The organism is Bordetella sputigena (assembly GCF_965137885.1).
In the GTDB taxonomy this organism is placed as follows: Bacteria; Pseudomonadota; Gammaproteobacteria; order Burkholderiales; family Burkholderiaceae_B; genus Bordetella_C; species Bordetella_C sputigena.
Map to the genome: position 1 here is coordinate 277082 of NZ_CBCSCA010000002.1, position 20582 is coordinate 297663.

18 protein-coding genes are annotated in these 20582 nt (G+C 65.8%); 8 read left to right on the forward strand and 10 right to left on the reverse strand.

Annotated features, from left to right (window positions below):
- The first annotated feature begins 70 nt into the window (after positions 1–70).
- The 3 genes from ACNA0R_RS04385 to ACNA0R_RS04395 all read left to right on the forward strand — a co-directional run bounded on the left by ACNA0R_RS04385 (position 71) and on the right by ACNA0R_RS04395 (position 6402).
- A complete protein-coding gene (locus ACNA0R_RS04385) occupies positions 71–3613 on the forward strand; it encodes a molybdopterin-dependent oxidoreductase (RefSeq protein WP_415824710.1) in 3543 nt (1180 codons plus the stop codon).
- 148 nt (positions 3614–3761) lie between these two features.
- A complete protein-coding gene (locus ACNA0R_RS04390) occupies positions 3762–5144 on the forward strand; it encodes a short-chain fatty acid transporter (RefSeq protein WP_415825020.1) in 1383 nt (460 codons plus the stop codon).
- A 145-nt stretch (positions 5145–5289) separates the two neighbouring features.
- Complete coding sequence (locus tag ACNA0R_RS04395) at positions 5290–6402, forward strand: PHB depolymerase family esterase (RefSeq protein ID WP_415824711.1); 1113 nt, start codon at positions 5290–5292, stop codon at positions 6400–6402.
- 106 nt (positions 6403–6508) lie between these two features.
- Here ACNA0R_RS04395 and ACNA0R_RS04400 read toward each other — a convergent pair whose 3' ends face one another.
- The 9 genes from ACNA0R_RS04400 to ACNA0R_RS04440 form a co-directional block, all read right to left on the reverse strand.
- On the reverse strand, positions 6509–8239 hold the full coding sequence (locus ACNA0R_RS04400; RefSeq protein ID WP_415824712.1) for an ABC transporter substrate-binding protein: 1731 nt from the start codon (positions 8237–8239) through the stop codon (positions 6509–6511).
- Between the two features lie 89 nt (positions 8240–8328).
- Positions 8329–8637 carry a DUF2160 domain-containing protein gene (locus tag ACNA0R_RS04405; RefSeq protein ID WP_415824713.1) on the reverse strand — a complete coding sequence of 103 codons (309 nt, stop codon included), beginning with the start codon at positions 8635–8637 and terminating at the stop codon, positions 8329–8331.
- 9 nt (positions 8638–8646) lie between these two features.
- Entirely contained in the window at positions 8647–9459 is an 813-nt protein-coding gene (locus ACNA0R_RS04410) for a carbohydrate ABC transporter permease (protein WP_415824714.1), read from the reverse strand.
- Positions 9452–10342 (reverse strand): carbohydrate ABC transporter permease, encoded by an 891-nt coding sequence (locus tag ACNA0R_RS04415; RefSeq protein WP_415824715.1) that lies wholly within the window; start codon positions 10340–10342, stop codon positions 9452–9454. The genes ACNA0R_RS04410 and ACNA0R_RS04415 overlap by 8 nt, the downstream gene beginning before the upstream one ends.
- Positions 10339–11505, reverse strand: a complete 1167-nt coding sequence (locus ACNA0R_RS04420) for an ABC transporter ATP-binding protein (protein WP_415824716.1) — start codon at positions 11503–11505, stop codon at positions 10339–10341. Before ACNA0R_RS04420 ends, ACNA0R_RS04415 begins: the two co-directional genes overlap by 4 nt.
- Positions 11505–12614, reverse strand: a complete 1110-nt coding sequence (locus tag ACNA0R_RS04425; RefSeq protein WP_415824717.1) for an ABC transporter ATP-binding protein — start codon at positions 12612–12614, stop codon at positions 11505–11507. Before ACNA0R_RS04425 ends, ACNA0R_RS04420 begins: the two co-directional genes overlap by 1 nt.
- A 106-nt stretch (positions 12615–12720) precedes the next feature.
- The gene (locus ACNA0R_RS04430; RefSeq protein ID WP_415824718.1) at positions 12721–13677 is read right to left on the reverse strand and encodes a tripartite tricarboxylate transporter substrate binding protein; all 957 of its coding nucleotides are present in this window, start codon (positions 13675–13677) and stop codon (positions 12721–12723) included.
- 97 nt (positions 13678–13774) lie between these two features.
- The gene (locus tag ACNA0R_RS04435; protein ID WP_415824719.1) at positions 13775–14338 is read right to left on the reverse strand and encodes a DUF4232 domain-containing protein; all 564 of its coding nucleotides are present in this window, start codon (positions 14336–14338) and stop codon (positions 13775–13777) included.
- Between the two features lie 115 nt (positions 14339–14453).
- Positions 14454–15899 (reverse strand): MFS transporter, encoded by a 1446-nt coding sequence (locus tag ACNA0R_RS04440; RefSeq protein WP_415824720.1) that lies wholly within the window; start codon positions 15897–15899, stop codon positions 14454–14456.
- Between the two features lie 230 nt (positions 15900–16129).
- On the opposite strand from ACNA0R_RS04440, the gene ACNA0R_RS04445 reads away from it, so the two are divergent.
- Together ACNA0R_RS04445 and ACNA0R_RS04450 are read left to right on the forward strand one after the other, a co-directional pair.
- A complete protein-coding gene (locus ACNA0R_RS04445) occupies positions 16130–16384 on the forward strand; it encodes a hypothetical protein (RefSeq protein ID WP_415824721.1) in 255 nt (84 codons plus the stop codon).
- Positions 16385–16515: 131 nt separating this feature from the next.
- Positions 16516–17115 carry a DNA-3-methyladenine glycosylase I gene (locus tag ACNA0R_RS04450; protein ID WP_415824723.1) on the forward strand — a complete coding sequence of 200 codons (600 nt, stop codon included), beginning with the start codon at positions 16516–16518 and terminating at the stop codon, positions 17113–17115.
- A 117-nt stretch (positions 17116–17232) separates the two neighbouring features.
- On the opposite strand, the gene ACNA0R_RS04455 is transcribed toward ACNA0R_RS04450, so the two are convergent.
- Positions 17233–18057, reverse strand: a complete 825-nt coding sequence (locus ACNA0R_RS04455) for an alpha/beta fold hydrolase (RefSeq protein WP_415824724.1) — start codon at positions 18055–18057, stop codon at positions 17233–17235.
- Between the two features lie 501 nt (positions 18058–18558).
- On the opposite strand from ACNA0R_RS04455, the gene msrB reads away from it, so the two are divergent.
- From msrB to ACNA0R_RS04470, 3 genes are all read left to right on the forward strand, one after another.
- Positions 18559–19005, forward strand: coding sequence for a peptide-methionine (R)-S-oxide reductase MsrB (msrB, locus tag ACNA0R_RS04460; protein ID WP_415824725.1), 447 nt, complete (start codon positions 18559–18561; stop codon positions 19003–19005).
- Positions 19005–19523: a peptide-methionine (S)-S-oxide reductase MsrA gene (gene msrA / locus ACNA0R_RS04465; protein WP_415824726.1), complete on the forward strand. Its 519-nt coding sequence runs from the start codon at positions 19005–19007 to the stop codon at positions 19521–19523. Before msrB ends, msrA begins: the two co-directional genes overlap by 1 nt.
- 185 nt (positions 19524–19708) lie before the next feature.
- Complete coding sequence (locus tag ACNA0R_RS04470) at positions 19709–20563, forward strand: hypothetical protein (RefSeq protein ID WP_415824728.1); 855 nt, start codon at positions 19709–19711, stop codon at positions 20561–20563.
- The last annotated feature ends 19 nt before the right edge of the window (positions 20564–20582 follow it).

The window sequence follows — 20582 nt, forward strand, 5'->3', positions numbered from 1 at the left end:
AGCAATATTGTCGGCATGGTCCTAGTATCCCGCCCATCGATATCCATGACGCGAATATGGGGTAACGCCGGTGGTCACGGAAAAACGCGGCTATTGCACGCTATGCCGCTCGCGCTGCGGCACGCGCAACATCGTCCAGGACGATGCGCTGGTGCGCGTGGTCCCCGATGCCGACCACCCGACCGGCCAGGCGATGTGCATGAAAGGCCGCGCGGCGCCTGAGCTGGTGCACAGCCCGCATCGGGTGCTTTACCCCATGCGCCGCACGCGCCCCAAGGATGGCGGCGACCCCGGCTGGGAACGCATCGACTGGGAAGAAGCGCTGCGGGAGATCGCCACCCGCCTTGACGCGATCCGGCGCGAGAGCGGCGCCGAAGCCGTGGCCTTCGGCGTGACCACGCCCAGCGGCACGCCGCTGTCCGACAGCATCGACTGGATCGAGCGCTTCGTGCGCGGCTTCGGCAGTCCGAACATCTGCTACGCCACCGAAATCTGCAACTGGCACAAGGACTACGCCCACGCCTTCACCTTCGGCTGCGGCATGCCGACGGCCGACTACGCCAATAGCGGGCTTATCGTCCTGTGGGGGCATAACCCGGCCAACACCTGGCTGGCACAGGCCCACGCCGTGGGGGTCGGACGGGCCGCCGGCGCGCGGCTGCTGGTCGTGGACCCGCGCCGCACCGCGCTGGCCGCGCAGGCGGATTCCTGGCTGCAGGTGCGGCCCGGTACCGACGCGGCGCTGGCCCTGGGCCTGGCGCATTTGCTGATCGAGACACAGGGCTATGACGCGGCGTTCGTGCGCGATTGGACGAATGCGCCGCTGCTGGTGCGAGACGATACGGGCATGTTCCTGAAGGCGGGCGAGGTGGCCACGCGGGCCATCGGCGCGCCCACGCCGGCGCGCGGGTCGATGGCGAAATCCCGGCATCCCTCGCCGGACATGTCCATGAACGCGGACACGGCCGCGGACACGCCGGCCGTCTTCGTTGCCTGGAACCGCGTGTCCTCCGCGCCCACCGCCTACGACACCCGCTACGCCGCCGCCGAACAGGGCAGCGCCCGCTATGCGCTGCGCGGCGCGTACGAAGTCAGGCTGCGCGATGGCGGCGTCGTGCGTTGCCGTCCCGTATTCGACCTGCTGGCCGCGCAGTGCGCGGTCTATACGCCCGAACACGTCGCCGATATCACCGGCGTCCCGCCCGACCAGCTGCGGACCGCCGCCCGGCTCATCGCCGAGGCGCCCAGCGTGGCCTACCATGCATGGACCGGCATCGGCCAGCAGGGCAATGCCACGCAGACCGAACGCGCCGTCGCCGTGCTGTACGCGCTGACCGGCAGCTTCGATGCCCCCGGCGGCAACCGCATCTACCCACGGCAACCGGTCGCGGCGGTCAACGGCATGGACCTGATCACGCCACGGCAGCGCGCCAAGGCACTGGGATTGGCGGAGCGTCCGCTGGGGCCGCCCGAACAGGGCTGGATCACCGCGCGCGACCTGTACGGCGCCATCCTGCATGGCCGACCCTACCGCGTGCGCGCCATGGTCGCCTTCGGCACCAACCCGCTCGTTTCGCAGGCCGACGTGGACATGGGAGAAGCCGCCTTGCGGGCGCTCGAATTCCACGTCCATTGCGATCTGTTCGAAACCCCCTCGGCACGCTACGCCGACATCCTGCTGCCGATCAACACGCCTTGGGAACGCGAAGGCCTGCGCGTGGGCTTCGAGATCACGGCGCAGGCGCAGGAACTGGTCCAGCTGCGGCCGCGCATGGTGTCGCCACGCGGCGAATCGCGTTCCGACAACGACATCGTCTTCGACCTGGCATGCCGCCTGGGCATGGCGGACCAGTTCTTCGACGGCAGCCTTGAACGCGGCTGGGACCATATGCTCGCACCGCTGGGCATCACGGTCGCCGACCTGCGCCGGGCCGAAGGCGGCATACGCATGCCGCTGGCGCACCGCGACCGCAAGTACGCCGATGCGGCATCCGCGCCGGCCGAAGTGACGGGTTTCGCGACCGAAACGCGGCGCGTCGAACTCTATTCCGAACTGCTGCTGCGCCATGGCTACGCGCCGCTGCCCGCCCACCGCGAACCGGCGGACGCCCCGCGTCGCGATGACGGCGACTACCCCATCGCCCTGACCAGCGCGAAGAGCGGCTACTACTGCCACAGCCAGCATCGTTCCCTGCCCTCCCTGCGCAAGCGCGATCCGGTACCGCGCATCGGCCTGCATCCCGCGCTTGCCGCGCGACGCGACATCGCCGCGGGCGATTGGGTCCGCGTCCGCACGCGCTCGGGCCAGGCGCGCTTCGTCGCGCAGCTTCAGGCGGATCTGCAGGAAAACGTCGTCGTCGCCGACTATGGATGGTGGCAGGCCTGTCCCGAACTGGGCCGCGACGGTTTTCCCGTACAAGGCCAGGCCAGCAGCAACTACAACGCGCTGATCGCCGCCGACATGGCCGATCCGGTCAGCGGTTCGGTACCCATGCGCGCTTTCGCCTGCGACATCGCGCGGGATCCGGCCAGCGATCCCGCGCGCCGCGCCTGGACCGGCTTCCGGCCATTCCGGGTCGCCGCGCTGACGCCCCGCACGAACGACGTACTGGAGATCGCCTTCGCGCCGGTGGACGGCAAGGGGCTGCCCGACCCCGAACCGGGGCAGCACATCACCTTGCGCGTGGCCGCGCCGGAAGATCCCGACGCGACTTCCGGCCCGGTCACGCGCGCCTATTCCCTGATCGATCCTGTCGAGGCGCCCCGGCGCGACCGCTACACCATCGCCGTACGCCGGCAGCAAGGCAACACGGACGAAGGCCAGGCATGGGAAGGCCGGATGTCCGGCCACCTGCACGCCCGCTTGCGCGTCGGCGACGTCGTCGAACTCGGTGCGCCGTCCGGCGGTTTCATCGTGCCCATGCGATCGCCGCAGCCGGTGGTGCTGTTCGCCGGCGGCATAGGGATCACGCCATTCATGGCGTACCTGGAATCGCTGGCGGCCCTGCCCGAGGCGCAACGCGCATCCATGCCAGCGGTATGGCTGCATTACGCGAACCGGACGCCGGACAGCACCGCCTACGCCGGCCGGCTCGCCGAACTGGCGGCGCGCCTGCCGCGCCTGGCCATCCTTCACTACTACAGCGACGCCCCTGACATTGCCGGCGCCACCGGCCGCTTCGCCACCGCGGCCGCGGTGCCGGATGCCTTGATCCAGGCCCGCGCCCGCTTCTACCTGTGCGGGCCGGCGCCCATGATGCGCGCCATTACCGAAGGCCTGGCGGCGCGCGGCGTGCCGGCCTTCGATATCTTCAGCGAAGCCTTCCGCTCGCCGCCGCGCGTCGACGTGGATCCGACGCGCCAATATGCCGTGCGCTTCGAGCGCTCCCGGACCGAGGCCGCCTGGTCGGCGCCGCGCGGCACCTTGTTGTCCTTCGCCGACAGCCTGGGGCTGGCCTTGCCCAGCGGCTGCCGCGTCGGCCAGTGCGAAAGCTGCGCGGTGCGTATCATGCATGGGCAGGTACGCCATCTGCAAGGCGCGGAACCCGAGGATCCGGACATATGCCTTACCTGCCAGGCCGTACCCGTGACGGACCTGGTCCTGGACGCCTGACCGTCGCAGGGCGGCACTCACGGGAAATATCCATGGAAGTGGTTCAGCAAAAATCTCTCTGGCACGAACATACAAAGGGGAAATCGTGAAAACAGAATCCGTCATTGAACGCGCCGCGCCCGCCGGGAACGGCGGCACGCTGGAACGCATGGCCGCGCCCGTCACGCGCTGGTCCGAGAAGTGGTTTCCGGACGCCTATATCTTCGCGGTCATCGCGGTGGTAGTTGTCGCGCTGGGAGCCATGGCGATAGGCGCGCCCGCCAAAAGCGTCGGCCTCGCCTTCGGCGATGGTTTCTGGACGCTGATCCCGTTCACGATGCAGATGGCCATCGTCGCCATCTCCGGCTACGTCGTGGCGGCATCGCCGCCCGCCGCGCGCCTGATCGCCTGGCTGGCGCGCCACCCCAGGACGGGGCGCGGCGCGATCTGCTACGTCGCGCTGATCAGCATCCTGGCGTCGCTGCTGAACTGGGCCATCAGCCTGATCTTCAGCGGCCTGCTGGTACGCGCGCTGGCGCGCCGCCAGGAACTGCGCATGGATTACCGCGCCGCCGGCGCCGCCGCCTATCTGGGCATGGGGGCGACCTGGGCGCTGGGCTTGAGTTCCTCGGCCGCGCAGTTGCAGGCCAATCCGGCCAGCCTGCCGCCCGCGCTGCTCAAGATCACCGGCGTCATCCCGTTCACGGAAACCATTTTCCTGTGGCAATCGTTCGCGATCGCCGTCGTCCTGACTATCGCTTCGATGATCATCGCCTTCTATTCCGCCCCGCAAGGGGACAAGGCCGTGACGGCGGAAGACCTGGGCGTGGACCTCGGCGCCAGCGTGGAAAAGGTCGACCCGCCATCGCGGCCCGGCGACTGGCTGGAATACAGCCCCGTGTTGACCATCCTGCTGGTCGCCCTGGGCGCCACCTGGATCGTCAATGAATTCGCCACCAAGAACGCCATCCTGGCGATCTCCAACCTGAACACCTACAACTTCGTGTTCCTGATGCTGGGCATGCTGCTGCACTGGCGGCCGCGCAGTTTCCTGAACGCCATCGCCAAGTCGGTGCCCTCGGTCGGAGGCGTGCTGATCCAGTTTCCGCTGTACGGCGGCGTGGCCTATATCCTGACCAAGGCCGCCGGCGCGGACGGCCACACCCTGGCCCACATGCTGTCGGCCTTCTTCGTGTCGGCATCCTCGCACGCTTCGTTTCCCGCGCTGATGGGCGTCTACTCGGCCGTGCTGGGCTTCTTCGTGCCGTCCGGCGGCGGCAAGTGGATCATCGAAGCCCCCTACGTCATGCAGGCCGCCAACGATCTGCACGTGCACCTGGGCTGGGCCGTCACCGTCTACAACGCCGCGGAGGCCCTGCCCAACCTGATCAATCCGTTCTGGATGCTGCCGCTGCTGGGCGTGCTGGGCGTGCGGGCGCGCGACGTGGTCGGCTTCACCTTCACGCAGCTGATCGTGCACACGCCCATCGTGCTGATCATGCTATGGGCCCTGGCCGCCACCCTGGAGTACAAGCCGCCGGTCATGCCGTGACCGGCCTCCGTGCGAGGACGTGCGGTTCGCGGCCCGCGCGTTGCCCGCCCGGCGCAACTTACTGTATCGGCGTATGAATATGCCCTGGCGAAAGGGCCAGGACGCATAGACTATCCGGCATACGGATAGTCAGAGGGAGCGTCCGATGAATATCGTTCGCCATGGCATATCGATTCTTGCGGCCGGCATCATGCTGGCGCAAGCCGCCGTTTCCTGGGGCCAGGGCGCCGCACGGCCGGACAATGCCGGTCCGCGCGCTGTTGCCGTTACACCCCTGAACATCGACGCCACCCGCATCGCGGTGGCCGGCATCTCGTCCGGCGCGTACATGGCCGTCCAGGCGCAGATCGCATATCCGGACCTGTTCGCGCGTGCCGGTGTGCTGGCCGGCGGGCCGTATCAATGCGCGGAAGACAGCATGGATACCATGGTCCAGCGCTGCATGGCCCAGAATGCGCCCTCGTCCGCCGATATCAGCCGCTTCGTCGCGACCACCTTGCAGCGGTCCCGGAACGGCAGCAACGGCCCGCTGGACAAGCTGAAGAACGGCATTGTGTACATGCTGCACGGGACTTACGACACAGTCGTACTGCCCGCGGTCGCCGAGTCGGCGGTGGCGTATTACACCGAACTCAAGCAGCAGGCGGGGCTTACCGGATTTTCCATTACGGACGACAAGGACAGGCCGTTCGGGCACACATTCCCCACCGCGCTGCCGCCACCCAGCGCGCCGGTCAGCGGCGGCCCGCCGACCTCGCCGGACGACTGCAAGACATCGGTCGCGCCCTATCTGGGACACTGCGGCTTCGACGCCGCCAAGGCCATACTCGCCCACCTGTATCCCGAAATCGATGCAAGCAAGGCCGAACCGTCCGGATCGGGAACGCTGCAGCAGGTGACTTTCGCCAACCTTCCGCAGAACGCGTATATGGAAAACTGGGGCTACCTGTATACCCCGGCGGCCTGCGGCAACAATCAAGCTTGCGGGCTGGTGGTGGCGCTGCATGGATGCAACCAGAACTACACCGCCGTCAAGGACCTTTTCGCCAAGGTGGCCGGCTTCAACCGCTGGGCCGAATTCTTTCGCGTTGCCGTGCTGTATCCACAAACGCAAACCTTCACCGGCAACTACGGCGGCTGCTGGGACTGGTGGGGTTATACGAACGCCGACTATGACACCCGCAAAGGCGTGCAATTGCAATGGATTGCCACCGCCGTGCAACAGCTCGGCGGTCCGGCGACTGCGACAGGACGCTGAATCGCGCTGACAGCGGGATGCGCGGGCCCGGATCCGGACCCAGCCCCCGATCCGGGCCGAAGCCCCGGATCGGGATACAGGTTACAGGCCCACGGCCCGCGTCAGCCTAGCGCACCTTGCCTTCCTTCCAGGCCTGCAGCAGCTTGTCGTAGGCGATGGTCTCGCCCTTGGGCTTTTCGTTGGCCAGTTTCTTCCAGGGCGCATGCTGGTCCGACAGCCACTTGGACGGATCGCTGCGCGGATTCAGCTTGGGCGCGCACTGCGCCATGCCGGCGCGTTGCAGCCGCGCCATGACCTGGTCCATTTCGTTGGCCAGGCTGTCCATGGCCTGCTGCGGCGTTTTCTCGCCGGTCACGGCGGTGGCGATGTTGTTCCACCACAGCTGCGCCAGCTTGGGATAGTCCGGCACATTGGTGCCGGTCGGCGTCCAGGCGACCCGCGCGGGGCTGCGATAGAACTCGATCAGGCCGCCATAGTTGTCGGCGTTCTTGGTGAAGAAGTCGCTATGGATGTCGCTGTCGCGAATGAATGTCAAACCCGTAATGGACTTCTTCAGCGACACGCTCTTGGACGTGACGAACTGCGCATACAGCCAGGCGGCGGCCATGCGGTTGGGATCGGTCGATTTGAAGAAAGTCCATGACCCCACGTCCTGGTAGCCGTTCTGCATGCCGTCCTTCCAGTACGGTCCGTACGGCGACGGCGCCATGCGCCACTTCGGCGTGCCGTCGGCGTTGACGACTGGCAGGCCCTTCTTGGTCATGTCCGCCGTAAAGGCCGTGTACCAGAAGATCTGCTGGGCGATCTGGCCCTGCGCCGGCACCGGTCCGGATTCCGAAAACGTCATGCCCATCGCCTGCTGCGGCGCGTACTTCTTCATCCAGTCCACATACTTGGTCAAGGCGTACACCGCCGCGGGACTGTTGGTGGCGCCGCCCCGCTCCACCGATGCACCCACCGGCGTGCACTTGTCGTCCGCCACGCGTATGCCCCATTCGTCCACCGGCATGCCATTGGGCAGGCCCTTGTCCGCCGTTCCCGCCATCGACAGCCACGCATCGGTAAAGCGCCAGCCCAGCGACGGGTCCTTCTTGCCGTAGTCCATGTGGCCATAGACGCGCTTGCCGTCCAGCTCCTTGACGTCGTTGGTGAAGAAATCCGCGATGTCCTCGTAGGCCGACCAGTTGGTGGGCACGCCCAGCTCGTAGCCGTACTTGGCCTTGAACTTGTCCTGCAGGTCCTTGCGCGCGAACCAGTCGGCGCGGAACCAGTACAGGTTGGCAAACTGCTGGTCGGGCAGCTGGTACAGCTTGCCGTCCGGCGCCGTGGTAAAGCGCGTGCCGATGAAATCCTTCAGGTCCAGGCCGGGATTGGTGTACTCCTTGCCGGCGCCGTTCATGTAATCGGTCAGCGGCAGGATGGCGCCATAGCGGTAGTGCGTGCCGATCAGGTCGGAATCGGAAATCCAGCCGTCGTAGATAGACTTGCCGGACTGCATGGACGTCTGCAGCTTCTCCACCACATCGCCTTCCTGGATAAGGTCATGGTTGACCTTCAGGCCGGTAATCTCCGTGAACGCCCGCGCCAGCGTCTTGGATTCGTATTCGTGGGTGGTGATGGTTTCCGACACCACGTTCACTTCGTTGATGCCCTTGGCCTTCAACTTGGCCGCGGCGTCGATGAACCACTTCATCTCGGCCATCTGCTGGTCCTTGGACAGCGTCGAGGGCTGGAACTCCGAGTCTATCCACTTCTGCGCCTCCGGCTCGCCGGCCCAGGCTGCGGGCGATCCGATCAGCGCGATGGCGGCTGCCACGGCATGCATGCGCAATTTCATGAGCTGTCTCCTCGATAGGCCTTTCCCTGTTGTGCTGCGGACGCGGCCGGGAAAGGCGATGGCCGTGGTCCTTGAAACCGGGTTGCTGCTTATCCCTTGCGCATCACCAGCGCCAGCACCAGCATGGAGATGACGAAACTGATCCACACCGACGGGGGTTCATCCAACGAAAACCACGCGGTAAAGCGTTCGCCCAGCCCGACGAAAGCCAGGTTCACCCAGGCCGCGCACATCAGGCCGATGAACAGCCGGTCGCCGCGCGTGGTGGCGATGGGCAGGAAACCCTTGCGCAGGCGCGTCGGTGATCGCACTTCCCAGACCGTCATGCCCGCCAGCATCAACACGACGCAGCCGAAGAACACGGCCACGGGCGTGGTCCATACCATCCAATCGAACATGGCTTGCTCCTACACCCGGCCCATCGCGAAGCCCTTCGCGATATACCGGCGCACGAACCAGATCACGATGCCGCCGGGCACGATAGTCAACACCCCGGCCGCGGCCAGTACGCCCCAATCCATGCCGGCCGCGGATACGGTGCGGGTCATGGTGGCGACAATGGGCTTGGCGTTGACGGAGGTCAGCGTGCGCGCCAGCAGCAGCTCCACCCAGCTGAACATGAAGCAGAAGAACGCCGTCACGCCGACCCCGGCCTTGATCAGCGGCAGGAATATCGTCAGAAAGAACCTGGGGAAGGAATAGCCGTCCACATAGGCGGTTTCATCGATCTCGCGCGGCACGCCGGACATGAAGCCTTCCAGTATCCACACCGCCAGCGGCACGTTGAACACCAGATGCGCCAGCGCCACGGCGATGTGCGTATCCATCAGACCCAGCGATGTATAGAGCTGGAAGAACGGCAGCAGGAATACCGCCGGCGGCGTCATCCGGTTGGTCAGCAGCCAGAAGAACACATGCTTGTCGCCGATGAAGCTGTAGCGCGAAAACGCATAGGCGGCCGGCAAGGCCACCGCCAGCGAAATCGCCGTATTGATCGCGACGTAGATCAGCGAATTGATGTAGCCCGAATACCAGGCGGGGTCGGTGAAGATGGTCTGGTAATGCCGCAGGGTGAACTCGCGCGGCCACAGCGTGAGCGCACCGACGATTTCGGTATTGGTCTTGAACGACATGTTCAGCATCCAGTACAGCGGGAGGATGGCGAACAGAAGGTACAGGATCAGGAAGGCGCTGCGCCAGACGATGGGTTTTTCACGCATGGTCGGTCTCCTCATCCAAGGTCCCGGACGTGCCGGCCCGCTGGATCCAGTTGTACAGGATGAAGCACAGCAGCAGGATGATCAGGAAGTACACGATGGAGAACGCCGCCGCCGGCCCCAGGTCGAACTGGCCCACCGCCTTCTGCGTCAGGTACTGCGACAGGAAAGTCGTGGCGTTGCCCGGCCCGCCGCCCGTCAGGACGAAAGGCTCGGTATAGATCATGAAGCTGTCCATGAAGCGCAGCAGCACCGCGATCATCAGCACGCCGCGCATCTTTGGCAGCTCGATGTAGCGGAACACCGCCATGCGCGAGGCGCCGTCGATGCGCGCCGCCTGGTAATAGGCCGGCGGGATCGCGCGCAGCCCGGCGTAGCAGAGCAGCGCCACCAGCGGCGTCCAATGCCAGACATCCATGACCAGCACGGTGACCCAGGCGTCCACATCATCGCCGGTGTAGTTGTAGTCGACGCCCAGCCACGACAAGGTCGCGCCCAGTAAGCCGATATCCGTACGGCCGAACACCTGCCATATCGTGCCCACCACGTTCCAGGGAATCAGCAGCGACAGCGCGACGATCACCAGGACGGCGGAAGCCTGCCAGCCCCGCGCCGGCATGCACAGGGCCAGCAGTATCCCCAGCGGGATCTCCACCGCCAGCACCGCCAGCGAAAAACCGATCTGGCGCCAGAGCGCGTTGTGCAGCTCCGGATCCTGCAACACCGAGGCGAACCATTCGGTGCCGACGAACACCCGCCGGTCCGGCGCAATGATGTCCTGCACCGAATAGTTGACGATGGTCATCAGGGGCAGGATGGCGGAAAAGGCCACGCACACCACCACGGGCAGGACCAGCAGCCAGGCTTTCTGATTGACCGGTTTCATCGCGTCGCTTCCTCTTCGCGGTAGCCGCGGCTGTACGGATTCAGTACGGACAACCAGGCCACGCTCCCGGCGGCTGGCGGATCGGCGGCGCCCATCCCGCTCCGGCCCGGGTCGAAACCGTCTTTGCCGGCGGCCGATCCGGCTGCCGCGATGTCGAGCCCGCCTTCCAGCGGCAGCCGGGCCCGCAAGGTATGGCCTTCGAAGGTGCCGGTCAACAGAAGATAGGTGCCGATGTCCTGCACACGGGTCACCGAAACCGGCAGGGCGCCCGGCGTGTCGGGCGCGCACAGGCCCGTGAACTCCGGCCGTATGCCCAGCGTGAAGGCGCCTGTCGCGGGCAGCATTCCGGCCAGTTCCGCCGGCGCCTGGCCCAGCGAGCGCGTACCGACCCGCACGCCCTCCCCTTCCCGGCGCGCCGGCAGGAAGTTCATTCCCGGCGAACCGATGAAATGGCCGACAAAGGCATGGGCGGGACGCAGGAACAGGTCGTCGGCGCTGCCGACCTGCATCACCTTGCCGCGCGACATTACCACCACCTGGTCGGCGAAAGTCAGCGCCTCGGTCTGGTCATGCGTGACATAGACCAGCGTCAGCTTGAATTCCTGGTGGATTTCCTTGAGCTTGCGGCGCAGCGCCCATTTCAGATGGGGATCGATAACCGTCAGCGGCTCGTCGAACAGCACGGCCGACACGTCGCTGCGCACCAGTCCGCGGCCCAGCGATATTTTCTGCTTGGCATCCGCCGCCAGTCCGCTGGCGCGCCGGTCCAGCACCGCGGAAAGCTCCAGCATTTCGGCGATCCGCCCCACTCGTTCGCGCACGCGGTCCTCGGGCACGCCGCGGTTGCGCAGGGGGAATGCCAGGTTCTCCGCCACCGTCATGGTGTCGTACACGACCGGGAACTGGAATACCTGGGCGATATTGCGCTGCTGCGGCGTCTGGCCCGTCACGTCACGGCCATCGAAGCGGATAGTCCCCGCGGATGGCCGCAACAGGCCCGATATGCAGTTCAACAAGGTGGTCTTGCCGCAACCTGACGGTCCCAGCAAGGCGTAGGCGCCGCCATCGCGAAAGGTGTATTGCAATGGCAGCAAGGCATAGTCTTCGTCCCGCGCCGGATGAGGGACGTAGGAATGCGATAGATCCAGTTCAATGGCCGCCATCAAAGCCCCCCCGCCCGCGGCGCGGAAACCGCGGGCACGCCCCGGTAGGCGGGCGCCGCCAGCAGTTCACCCGCGGCATCAAAGGCATAGGTCTGCGCCGGATCGAAATACAGGCGTATCGGCTGCTCCAGCGCGAAGCGATGAACCCCGGTCAACTGCGCGACCAGATTCCCCGCGGCCGTGCTGGTATGCACGAAGGTATCGGAGCCGGAGATCTCCGCCAGCCTGACCGTGCCTTGCACCGACACGCAGCCGGGTCTTTCATGCAGGTATAGCGCGCCGGCGCGCAGGCCCGCCGTGATTGCGCCCGCGCCGTCGGCGCCGGGCGGCAGGTCCCTGGCGACGCGCGTGCCGTCTTCCAGCACGAAACCCCGGCCGTCGCGCCGGGCGCGCAGCAGGTTCATGGGAGGATCGCTGAACACGCGCGCCACGCGTATGGAACGGGGCCGGTGAAAGACCTCGGCGGTCGGACCGTATTGCAGCAATTCGCCCGCATCCAGCACGGCGGTATGGCCCCCCAGCAGCAGGGCTTCGGCCGGATCCGTAGTCGCATAGACGACGGTGGCGCGACCTTCCTGGAACAGCTCGCTGAGCTCATCGCGCAGTTCTTCGCGCAGCTTGTAGTCCAGGTTGACCAGCGGCTCGTCCAGCAGGACCAGCGGGGCGTCCTTGACCAGGGCGCGCGCCAGCGCAACGCGCTGCTGCTGGCCGCCGGAAAGTTCGGCCGGATAGCGACCCAGCAAATGGTCGATATGCAGGCGCGTCGCCATCGCCCTGACGCGCTCGTCCACGCCCGGCGCGCCGCGCAGGCGCAAAGGCGAAGCGATATTGTCGAAGACGTTCATCGACGGATAGTTGATGAACTGCTGGTACACCATGGCGACATTACGGTCGCGCACGGGCACCCGCGTAACGTCGGTGCCGTCCACCCGCACTGTGCCCTGCGTAGGCCGGTCCAGGCCGGCCATGATGCGCATCAGCGACGTTTTGCCCGCCTGGGTCACCCCCAGCAGGACGGTCATGGCCCCGGGTTTCGGAGCCAGGTTCATCGGATACAGCAGGACTTGTGATCCCGCTTGCCGTTGAATCCCTTCCAGCACCAGCTGCATCGCGTCTCCTGGCGATATTGCTGCGTGATGGCCTGTAGTCAGGCTCTATCTTTCGTATTGCTTCCGTTGTACAGAAACATCGACGCCGCCGCAAGCGCGCGAGGCGTCAATCCACTTCGGCGCCCGAAGACTTCACCGCCGCGCCCCATTTGGCGATCTCGCCCTTGATGAACGTGCCCGTCTGGGCGGGCGTCATGGCCATGGGCTCGGCGCCGCGTTCGCGCAGATAGCTTTGCATGGCCGGCGAATTGAGGATGGCGCCGATGCGCTGGCTGAGGAAATCGACGATGGGCGCCGGCGTGTCCTTGGGCGCCAGCACCGCGGCCCAGCCTATGGCCTCGAAACCGGGATAACCGGATTCGGCGACGGTGGGCACGTCCGGCAGCTGCGACAAACGCCGGGCCGTCGTGACGGCGAGCGCGATCGCCTTGCCGCTCTGCACGTGCGGCAATCCCGCGGTCACCGAATCGACCATCAGCGGCACCTGGTTGCCCAGGAAATCCGCCTGCGCCGGTCCGCTGCCCTTGTACGGGATATGACGGATGTCGACGTTCGCCGCGGCCTTGAACATCTCCGCCGACAAGTGCTGCGTGCCGCCGATGCCGGCACTGGCATAGGCCAGCTCGCCCGGCTTCGCCTTGGCCCGCTCCACGAGCTGGCGCAGCGTCTTGATGCCCGATTGCGGGTTGGACAGGAACATCAGGGGTACCGAGAACACGCCGGTCACCGGCGCGAAATCGTTCGCCAGGCTGTAATCCAGCTTCTTGTACAAGGTCTGGTTGACGGCGGCGGCGCTGCCGGCGATCACCAGGGTATAGCCATCGGCCGGCGCGCGCGCGGCCTGGGCCATGCCGATATTGCTGCCGGCGCCCGCGCGGTTGTCCACGATGATGGGCTGCTTCAGCTCCGCGCCCAGCTTTTCGGCCAGCGCGCGGGCGAAGATGTCGGTCGCCTGCCCGGGCGGAAACGGCACGATCATGCGGATGGCGTGATCGGGATACTCGGCGTGCGCGGCCACCGCGGCCGCTGCCAGCATGACGCCGGCAATCGTTTGTTTGAACATGGTCCCCTCCTATAGGCCAGTCTTGCGAGGTTCGCATTATGGCCGATGAAAGGGCTCCCCACCCCGCCGCGGCGGGCGGCGCGACGGCAAGGCTGCTCTACCGTGGCGGCGGGGTGTATACCGGGTCGCGCCGCAGCAGGGTGACGCTATACGACGGCTGCTTGCCCGCCGGGCCGCACAACTGCGTCCGCAGCGGCGCCACGAAGGTGCGCGGCCCTATCGCCAGCGTGATGAACGCGGTGGCGACGCAGTTGTTGGCATCGAAGGCGTCGCTGGAGACCCAGCGCGCCTCGCCGGTCAATTCCGCGCCGGGCGGCACGGCGACGGGCGGGATGACCGGCCCCGGATGCATGCCGGGCGGCTGTTGCCGGGAGACGCCCAAGGGTTGGCGCCCGGCGTCCAGGAACCCCAGCTCCGGCCGCGCGGGCACGGTGCAGACGGTCGTACCCAGATTGCGTAATACCAGCAAGGCGCCGGAATGCGACATGCCGTCGAACTGGCCGTCTTCGCGATCGATCGCGAACGACAGCTGGCCGGGATCGCAGGCAGGCTCGGCGTGCGCGGTGCCGATGGACAGCGCTCCGAACGCCGCCACGCCCGCGCAAAAGAACAGAACGAAAGCCGGCGCCCTGCGCGTAGCCGGGAAAAACAACTGCTTCATCGATCGGTCACTCCATGCCTGCAAGCGACCATTATGCATAGGGCGCGCACGGCATCCGGCCATCGACACGTTCTGTTTTCTGAAATTACATCAACGCTTGCCGGAGCCCGCGGCCCTAATCGCCGCCCACCGCGGCCAGCGCCGCCTGGCGCGCCCGGCGCCGCCATTCATACGCCACGGTACAAAGCACCAGCACGCCCACCACGACGAATTCCATGGTCAGGACGCCCGCCGCGCCTTCCAGATAACTGCCGCCCGACGCATTCAGGAAATGCGTCAGCACGGAACCGGAGATCGCGGGCCCCAGCCCCAGCGCGCTCTGCTGGACGGTGGACAGCGTCGCGCTGCCCGCTCCGGCATGCTCGGGCGGCACCTCGGACAAGCCGATGCGGAAGAAGCAGCCCACGATGAAAGCCTGGCCGAAACCTATGGGTATCGTCGCGGCCATCAGACTCAAGACCGTGGGCTCGGGCCATACCGCGCGGAACGTGAACAGCAGCGCCAGCACGCCCGCCATCTGCACCAGGCTGCCGAAAATCAGCACCGGCGCCTTGTCGAAGCGCGCGACCGCCCTGCTGGTCACGAGCGAACCGATGAAATACGCGGTTCCCATCGCGATAAAGGTATTGCCCGAAGACAGCGGCGACATGCCCGCGCCTGCCTGCAGCGTCAGCGCCATGGCGAACATGAAGCCGCTCCAGCTGGAAAAGAACAGGACGGCGATGCAAACCCCGAAGCGTATGCTGGACAGCCGCAACAGCGAAGGCGGCAATAAGGGGAAGGCCTTGCGGCGCTCCTGCCGCAATTCCACTTTCCACAAGGCATACAGCAGGAAAGGCACCGCACCGAGCATCACCCGGTACTCCCATGGCCAATGCAGCACCGGGCCCAGCGCCACGGGAATCAGCAGGCACAGTATGACGACGGCCAGCAGCCAGGTTCCCGGCCAGTCGATGCGCGCCGGATGCGACGAACGCGTTTCAGGCAGCAGCCGCCGCGCACACGCCATCACAACCAGGCCTATGGGCAGATTGATGAGGAACACGCTACGCCAGCCCAGGCCGCCCACGTCCAGCGACACCAGCAGCCCGCCGAGTACCTGGCCGACCACGAAGGCCAGGCCGCCGACCGCGCCGTACAGGCCCAGCGCCCGCGAATGCTCGTGACCGCGCAGGCTGACGTGGATGGTGGCCAGGATCTGCGGCACCGCCAGCGCGGCCGCGACACCCTGCAGCACACGCGCCGCCAGCAACACCCAGACCTGCCCCGCCAGGCCGCACAGCAGCGAGGCCACCGTGAACAGCATCACGCCCCACCAGAACACGCGCCTGCGCCCATAGTTATCGCCGAGGCGGCCGCCCATCGCCAGGCACACGGCAAAGGCCACGCCATACACGGCGACGATCAATTCCAGCTCCATTTCGCTGGCGTGCAGCGAGCGCGCCATCGCGTCCAGCGCGACGTTCACGATGGAGAAATCGATCATGGGCAGCAGTTGGCCGGCCAGCAGCAGGTATAGGCCCGCGCGGCCGAGTTGCGCATTCGAAGTGGGTGCGGTCATGAGACGGCCGGCGCAGGCGGACCGGCATGATCCACTGCACCGCGATCGTAGGAAAATTCGAGGCTGGCAGTATATTTTGCGCTGCAGTAAATCCTGGGGAAACCCCTGACAGGTACAGGGTCGCGGCTTATTTTCAGCTACTGGTCAGTACCGGCCCAGGGGGCGGTACAGGAACCTTCCTCCCGGGCGCCATACTCACGCGACTCCTCGATCATCCCAAGGAGTCCATCATGGGCATCCCCAACACCGCCATCGGCGTTCACGCCGGCTATCTTTCATTCCACCCGCAGGCCGAAACGAAACAGGCACGGCAAGCGCCGGACACGCAAGCCGCCGCCGTGGACCTGCCGCCGGCATCCAGCGCGGACGTCATTACCGACCTGCTATCCAGAGTTACCGCCACCGATGTCTCGCAGCTCGGCGAGCTCTGGATCAATGGCGTGCGCGGCGACATACCGCAGGTCCAGGCGCCGGCCGCGGAATAAAGGCGGTGCCGGTCCCGCGCCCCGGCGGCGGGCTTTGACGTATATGAGCCGTATATGGGCGGCACGGCATCGACGCGGCGGACACCTTGCTCCACTACAATGCGCCGACTCAGTCCACGGACCCCGCCCCCATGAATGCGCCCCACCGACACCGCTGCAGCTGGGCCGACAATGACGCCTTGATGCGCGACTACCATGACCTGGAATGGGGCGTACCGCAGCACGACAGCCGGATGCTGTGGGAAATGCTGATGCTGGAAGGCTTCCAGGCCGGCCTGTCCTGGATCACGGTCTTGCGCAAGCGGGACGCTTTCCGGGCCGCCTTCGACAATTTCGATCCCGACCGCGTTGCGCGCTATGGCGATAAGGACGTCGAGCGGCTCATGGCCAACCCCGGCATCATCCGCGCCCGCGCCAAGATCCAGGCCACCATCGGCGGCGCCCGCATCTATCTGGACATGCAGCGGAACGGCGAAAGTTTCAGCGACTTATGCTGGTCTTTCACCGACGGCGCGCCGATCCAGAACGACGGCAAATCCTGGATAGCCACGTCGCCCTTGTCCGAAAGGATATCCAGGGAACTCAAGCGCCGCGGTTTCAAATTCGTCGGTCCGACCATCGTGTACGCCTGGATGCAGGCGGTGGGCATCGTCAACGACCACGCGGCCGACTGCTTCCGCCGCGCCCAGCTCGCCGCGCCGGCCGGCAAGGCCCGCCGGCGCGCGCGCTGAAGCGGCTGGCACGACCACATCAGCCATTTCATCCTGTCCGATACTCCAGCCTTGCGCGAGATCGAACGGCAGGGGAATCAGTTGCCGCCGCCGCGGCAAGGCTGACTCCCCGCCTGTCTACCCCTGGATGAAGGCCAGCAAATCCTTATTGATCACGTCGGCATGCGTCGTGCACATGCCGTGCGGATAACCCTTGTAGATCTTCAGCGTGCCTTGCTTGACCAGCTTGGCGGCCAGCAGCGCCGAATCGGCGATGGGAACGATCTGGTCGTCATCGCCGTGCATGATCAGTACCGGCACGTCGATCTGCTTCAGGTCCTCGGTGAAATCGGTTTCCGAGAACGCCTTGATGCAGTCGTAATGCGCATTGGCGGCGCCCATCATGCCCTGGCGCCACCAATTCCTGATCGCGCCTTCCGATACCTTGGCGCCGCTGCGATTGAAGCCGTAGAACGGCCCGCTCGGCACATCCAGGAAGAACTGCGCGCGGTTCGCCGCCAGCGCCTCGCGGAAGCCGTCGAACACTTCCAGCGGCAGGCCACCGGGGTTCTTCTCGCTTTTCACCATGACGGGCGGCACCGCCCCTATCAGCACCGCCTTGGCCACGCGGCCTTTGCCGTGCCGGGCCACATAGCGCGCCACTTCCCCGCCGCCGGTCGAATGGCCGATGTGTATGGCATCGCGCAGATCGAGCGCCGCGGCCAGTTCAGCGACATCGGCGGCATAGGTGTCCATTTCATGGCCACCGGTGCTCTGCGACGATCGACCGTGGCCGCGGCGGTCATGAGCAATCACACGGTAGCCTTTGTGCAGGAAGAACAGCATCTGCGCATCCCAATCATCGGCGCTCAAGGGCCAGCCGTGATGGAAAACGATGGGCTGCCCCGTCCCCCAGTCCTTGTAGAAGATTTCGGTACCGTCTTTGATCTTGATGGTGCTCATTGAAAGCCCTCTGCATAAGTGGGAAAGATCATCCAGCGCGCGCGTGGATCGCACGGCGCCCGGGACACGGCTGCGCGGCCCGCGGCCGGACCGGACATGGTCGGCCGCGGCGATGTCAGGCTTATGACGGCCGCTCGTACGCGGCCAGGCATGCGGCCCGACGGCCGGCGCTTGAAGCGTATAACGCAGGCCGTCCGATCGTCCATCCTGGAGACCCGCCTCGGCCATTGGGATATAGCCGCCGGTCCGCCGGCGATGGCGGCGCCCGCCGGCGAGGCCGTTCATGCCGCGCGCGCGTGGGGATATTGTCCATGGCCGGCGCGCTGGAATACCGGCGTGCCGCGCGCCACGGCACTTATACTTCCGCTGGGTATCCGACCTTGTCAGGCCTGCCCGGCCGGCCAGCCCTGCCGGGCCCACCTGGCCGGGCCGACCTGGCCGGGGTTGAAACCCGGCCGGGTTCCCCCATCTAGTCGTCCTTCCCTGTCCAAGGAGCACACAATGCCCAGCTACAGCAAAGATCCGGAGGCCATCGCGCGGCTCACGCCCGAGCAATATCGGGTCACCCAGGAAAGCGCCACGGAGCGCCCGGGCACCGGTGAATATCTGGACAACAAGGAACCGGGCATCTACGTCGACATCGTGTCCGGCGAACCGCTGTTCGCCTCTTCCGATAAATACGAATCGGGCTGCGGCTGGCCCAGCTTCACCAAACCGATCGAACCGGCCAATATCAACGAGCTGCGCGACACCACGCACGGCATGATCCGCACGGAAGTGCGTTCCACCCACGGCGACAGCCACCTGGGCCACGTATTTCCCGACGGCCCGCGCGACCGTGGCGGCCTGCGTTATTGCATCAACTCGGCGGCGCTGCGCTTCATTCCCCGCGACCGGATGGAAGCGGAAGGCTACGGCGCCTATCTCGATCAAGTGGAGGACATCTGATGAACCAGGAACGCGCTGTACTCGCCGGAGGCTGCTTCTGGGGGATGCAGGATCTTATCCGCCGCTTCGACGGCGTCATCGCCACGCGCGTGGGCTACACGGGCGGCGACGTACCCAATGCCACCTACCGCAACCACGGCACGCATGCCGAGGCCATCGAAATCATTTTCGACCCGGACAAGACCAGCTACCGGCAACTGCTGGAATTCTTCTTCCAGATCCACGACCCCACCACGCGCAACCGCCAGGGCAACGATATCGGGACCAGCTACCGCTCCGCGATCTACTACACCAGCCCCGAACAGAAACGGGTGGCCGAAGACACCATCGCCGACGTCGATGCCTCGGGCCTGTGGCCGGGCAAGGTGGTCACTGAAGTGGCGGAAGCCGGTCCCTTCTGGGAAGCCGAACCGGAGCACCAGGACTATCTGGAACGCATTCCCAACGGCTATACCTGCCACTTCGTCCGTCCCAACTGGAAGCTGCCCAGGCGTTCGCAAACCGCGGGCGTGAATTAAGCCGCTACCGGCAAGGCACCACGGCCGCGCCCGGCCATCGGCCGGCGCGGGCCGCGCTATCGATCCCCTTCCGGCTCCCCGGAACCTCCAGAAGACCTCGCTACTAAGGTTGGCGCCTTGGTGTACCGCACCGGCGTCCCCGGTCGCGGCTTGCCGCGACGTCAACCCAGCCAGGCGAGGCTTTCATGAAAATCGGCAATCACGCATTCGACAACATGCTGCGGCAGCTCATCGCCGAGCAGCCTTTTCCGTCGGAGCGCAAGGACTACCTGGAGCCCTTCCGGGACTATCCGTCCTACCACCTGCAGGATGCCAGCCCCGAAGAAGCCGCAAGCTTCATCGTTGGATACGTATGCGGCCATGTCAAATATTCCCCTGGAATACAGCTGTTGACCGAGGAAAACGACAAGGCGGAAACCACGCGGCTATTGATGTCCTTGAACGTCATAAGAACCCGCATCGCGAATGAGATCGGACTGGAGATCAATAGCGGTAAGGTATGCATATTGCGTCAGGGAGACCGAAGCCGTATCAACGTCGAGCAATTCCTGCGGCTTACCGATATCGTCGCCGCCGAGCGTATCGAAAACTGCGGCGGCATGTGCCTGGTGGGCGCCCGTGCCCTGAAAGAGTTCGGCTGTCCGCATCCCGTCACCGTCATGAACGTCCACGCCAGGCTGGCCAGTGGCGAAAAAGGCGATCATGCGATGATCAGGATCGGCGACGGTCCGGGAGCGTGGATCGCGGACCCGTACATGCATCACCTGAACGAGCCGCAAAGACTGAAACTGCTGGGTTTCGATTGCCCGTCCTTCTGGCCCGCCTTCGACTTCGAAGGCAAGGGCAATGCTGCCCGCTACCTGCACCTGACCTTCTACCCCGATGACCGGCACGATAGCCCGGTGGTACGTCTGCGTCGCTATGATGAGCTGCTGCAAACGGACAGCAGCGGCAAGCCGATCCACGAATCCGTGGTGTTCGATGCGTTCGAAGTCGACCGGACGCCGGACGGCGAGATCACCTTTCGCGTGGCCCAGTAGGCCGGACGCCCGCGCCTGC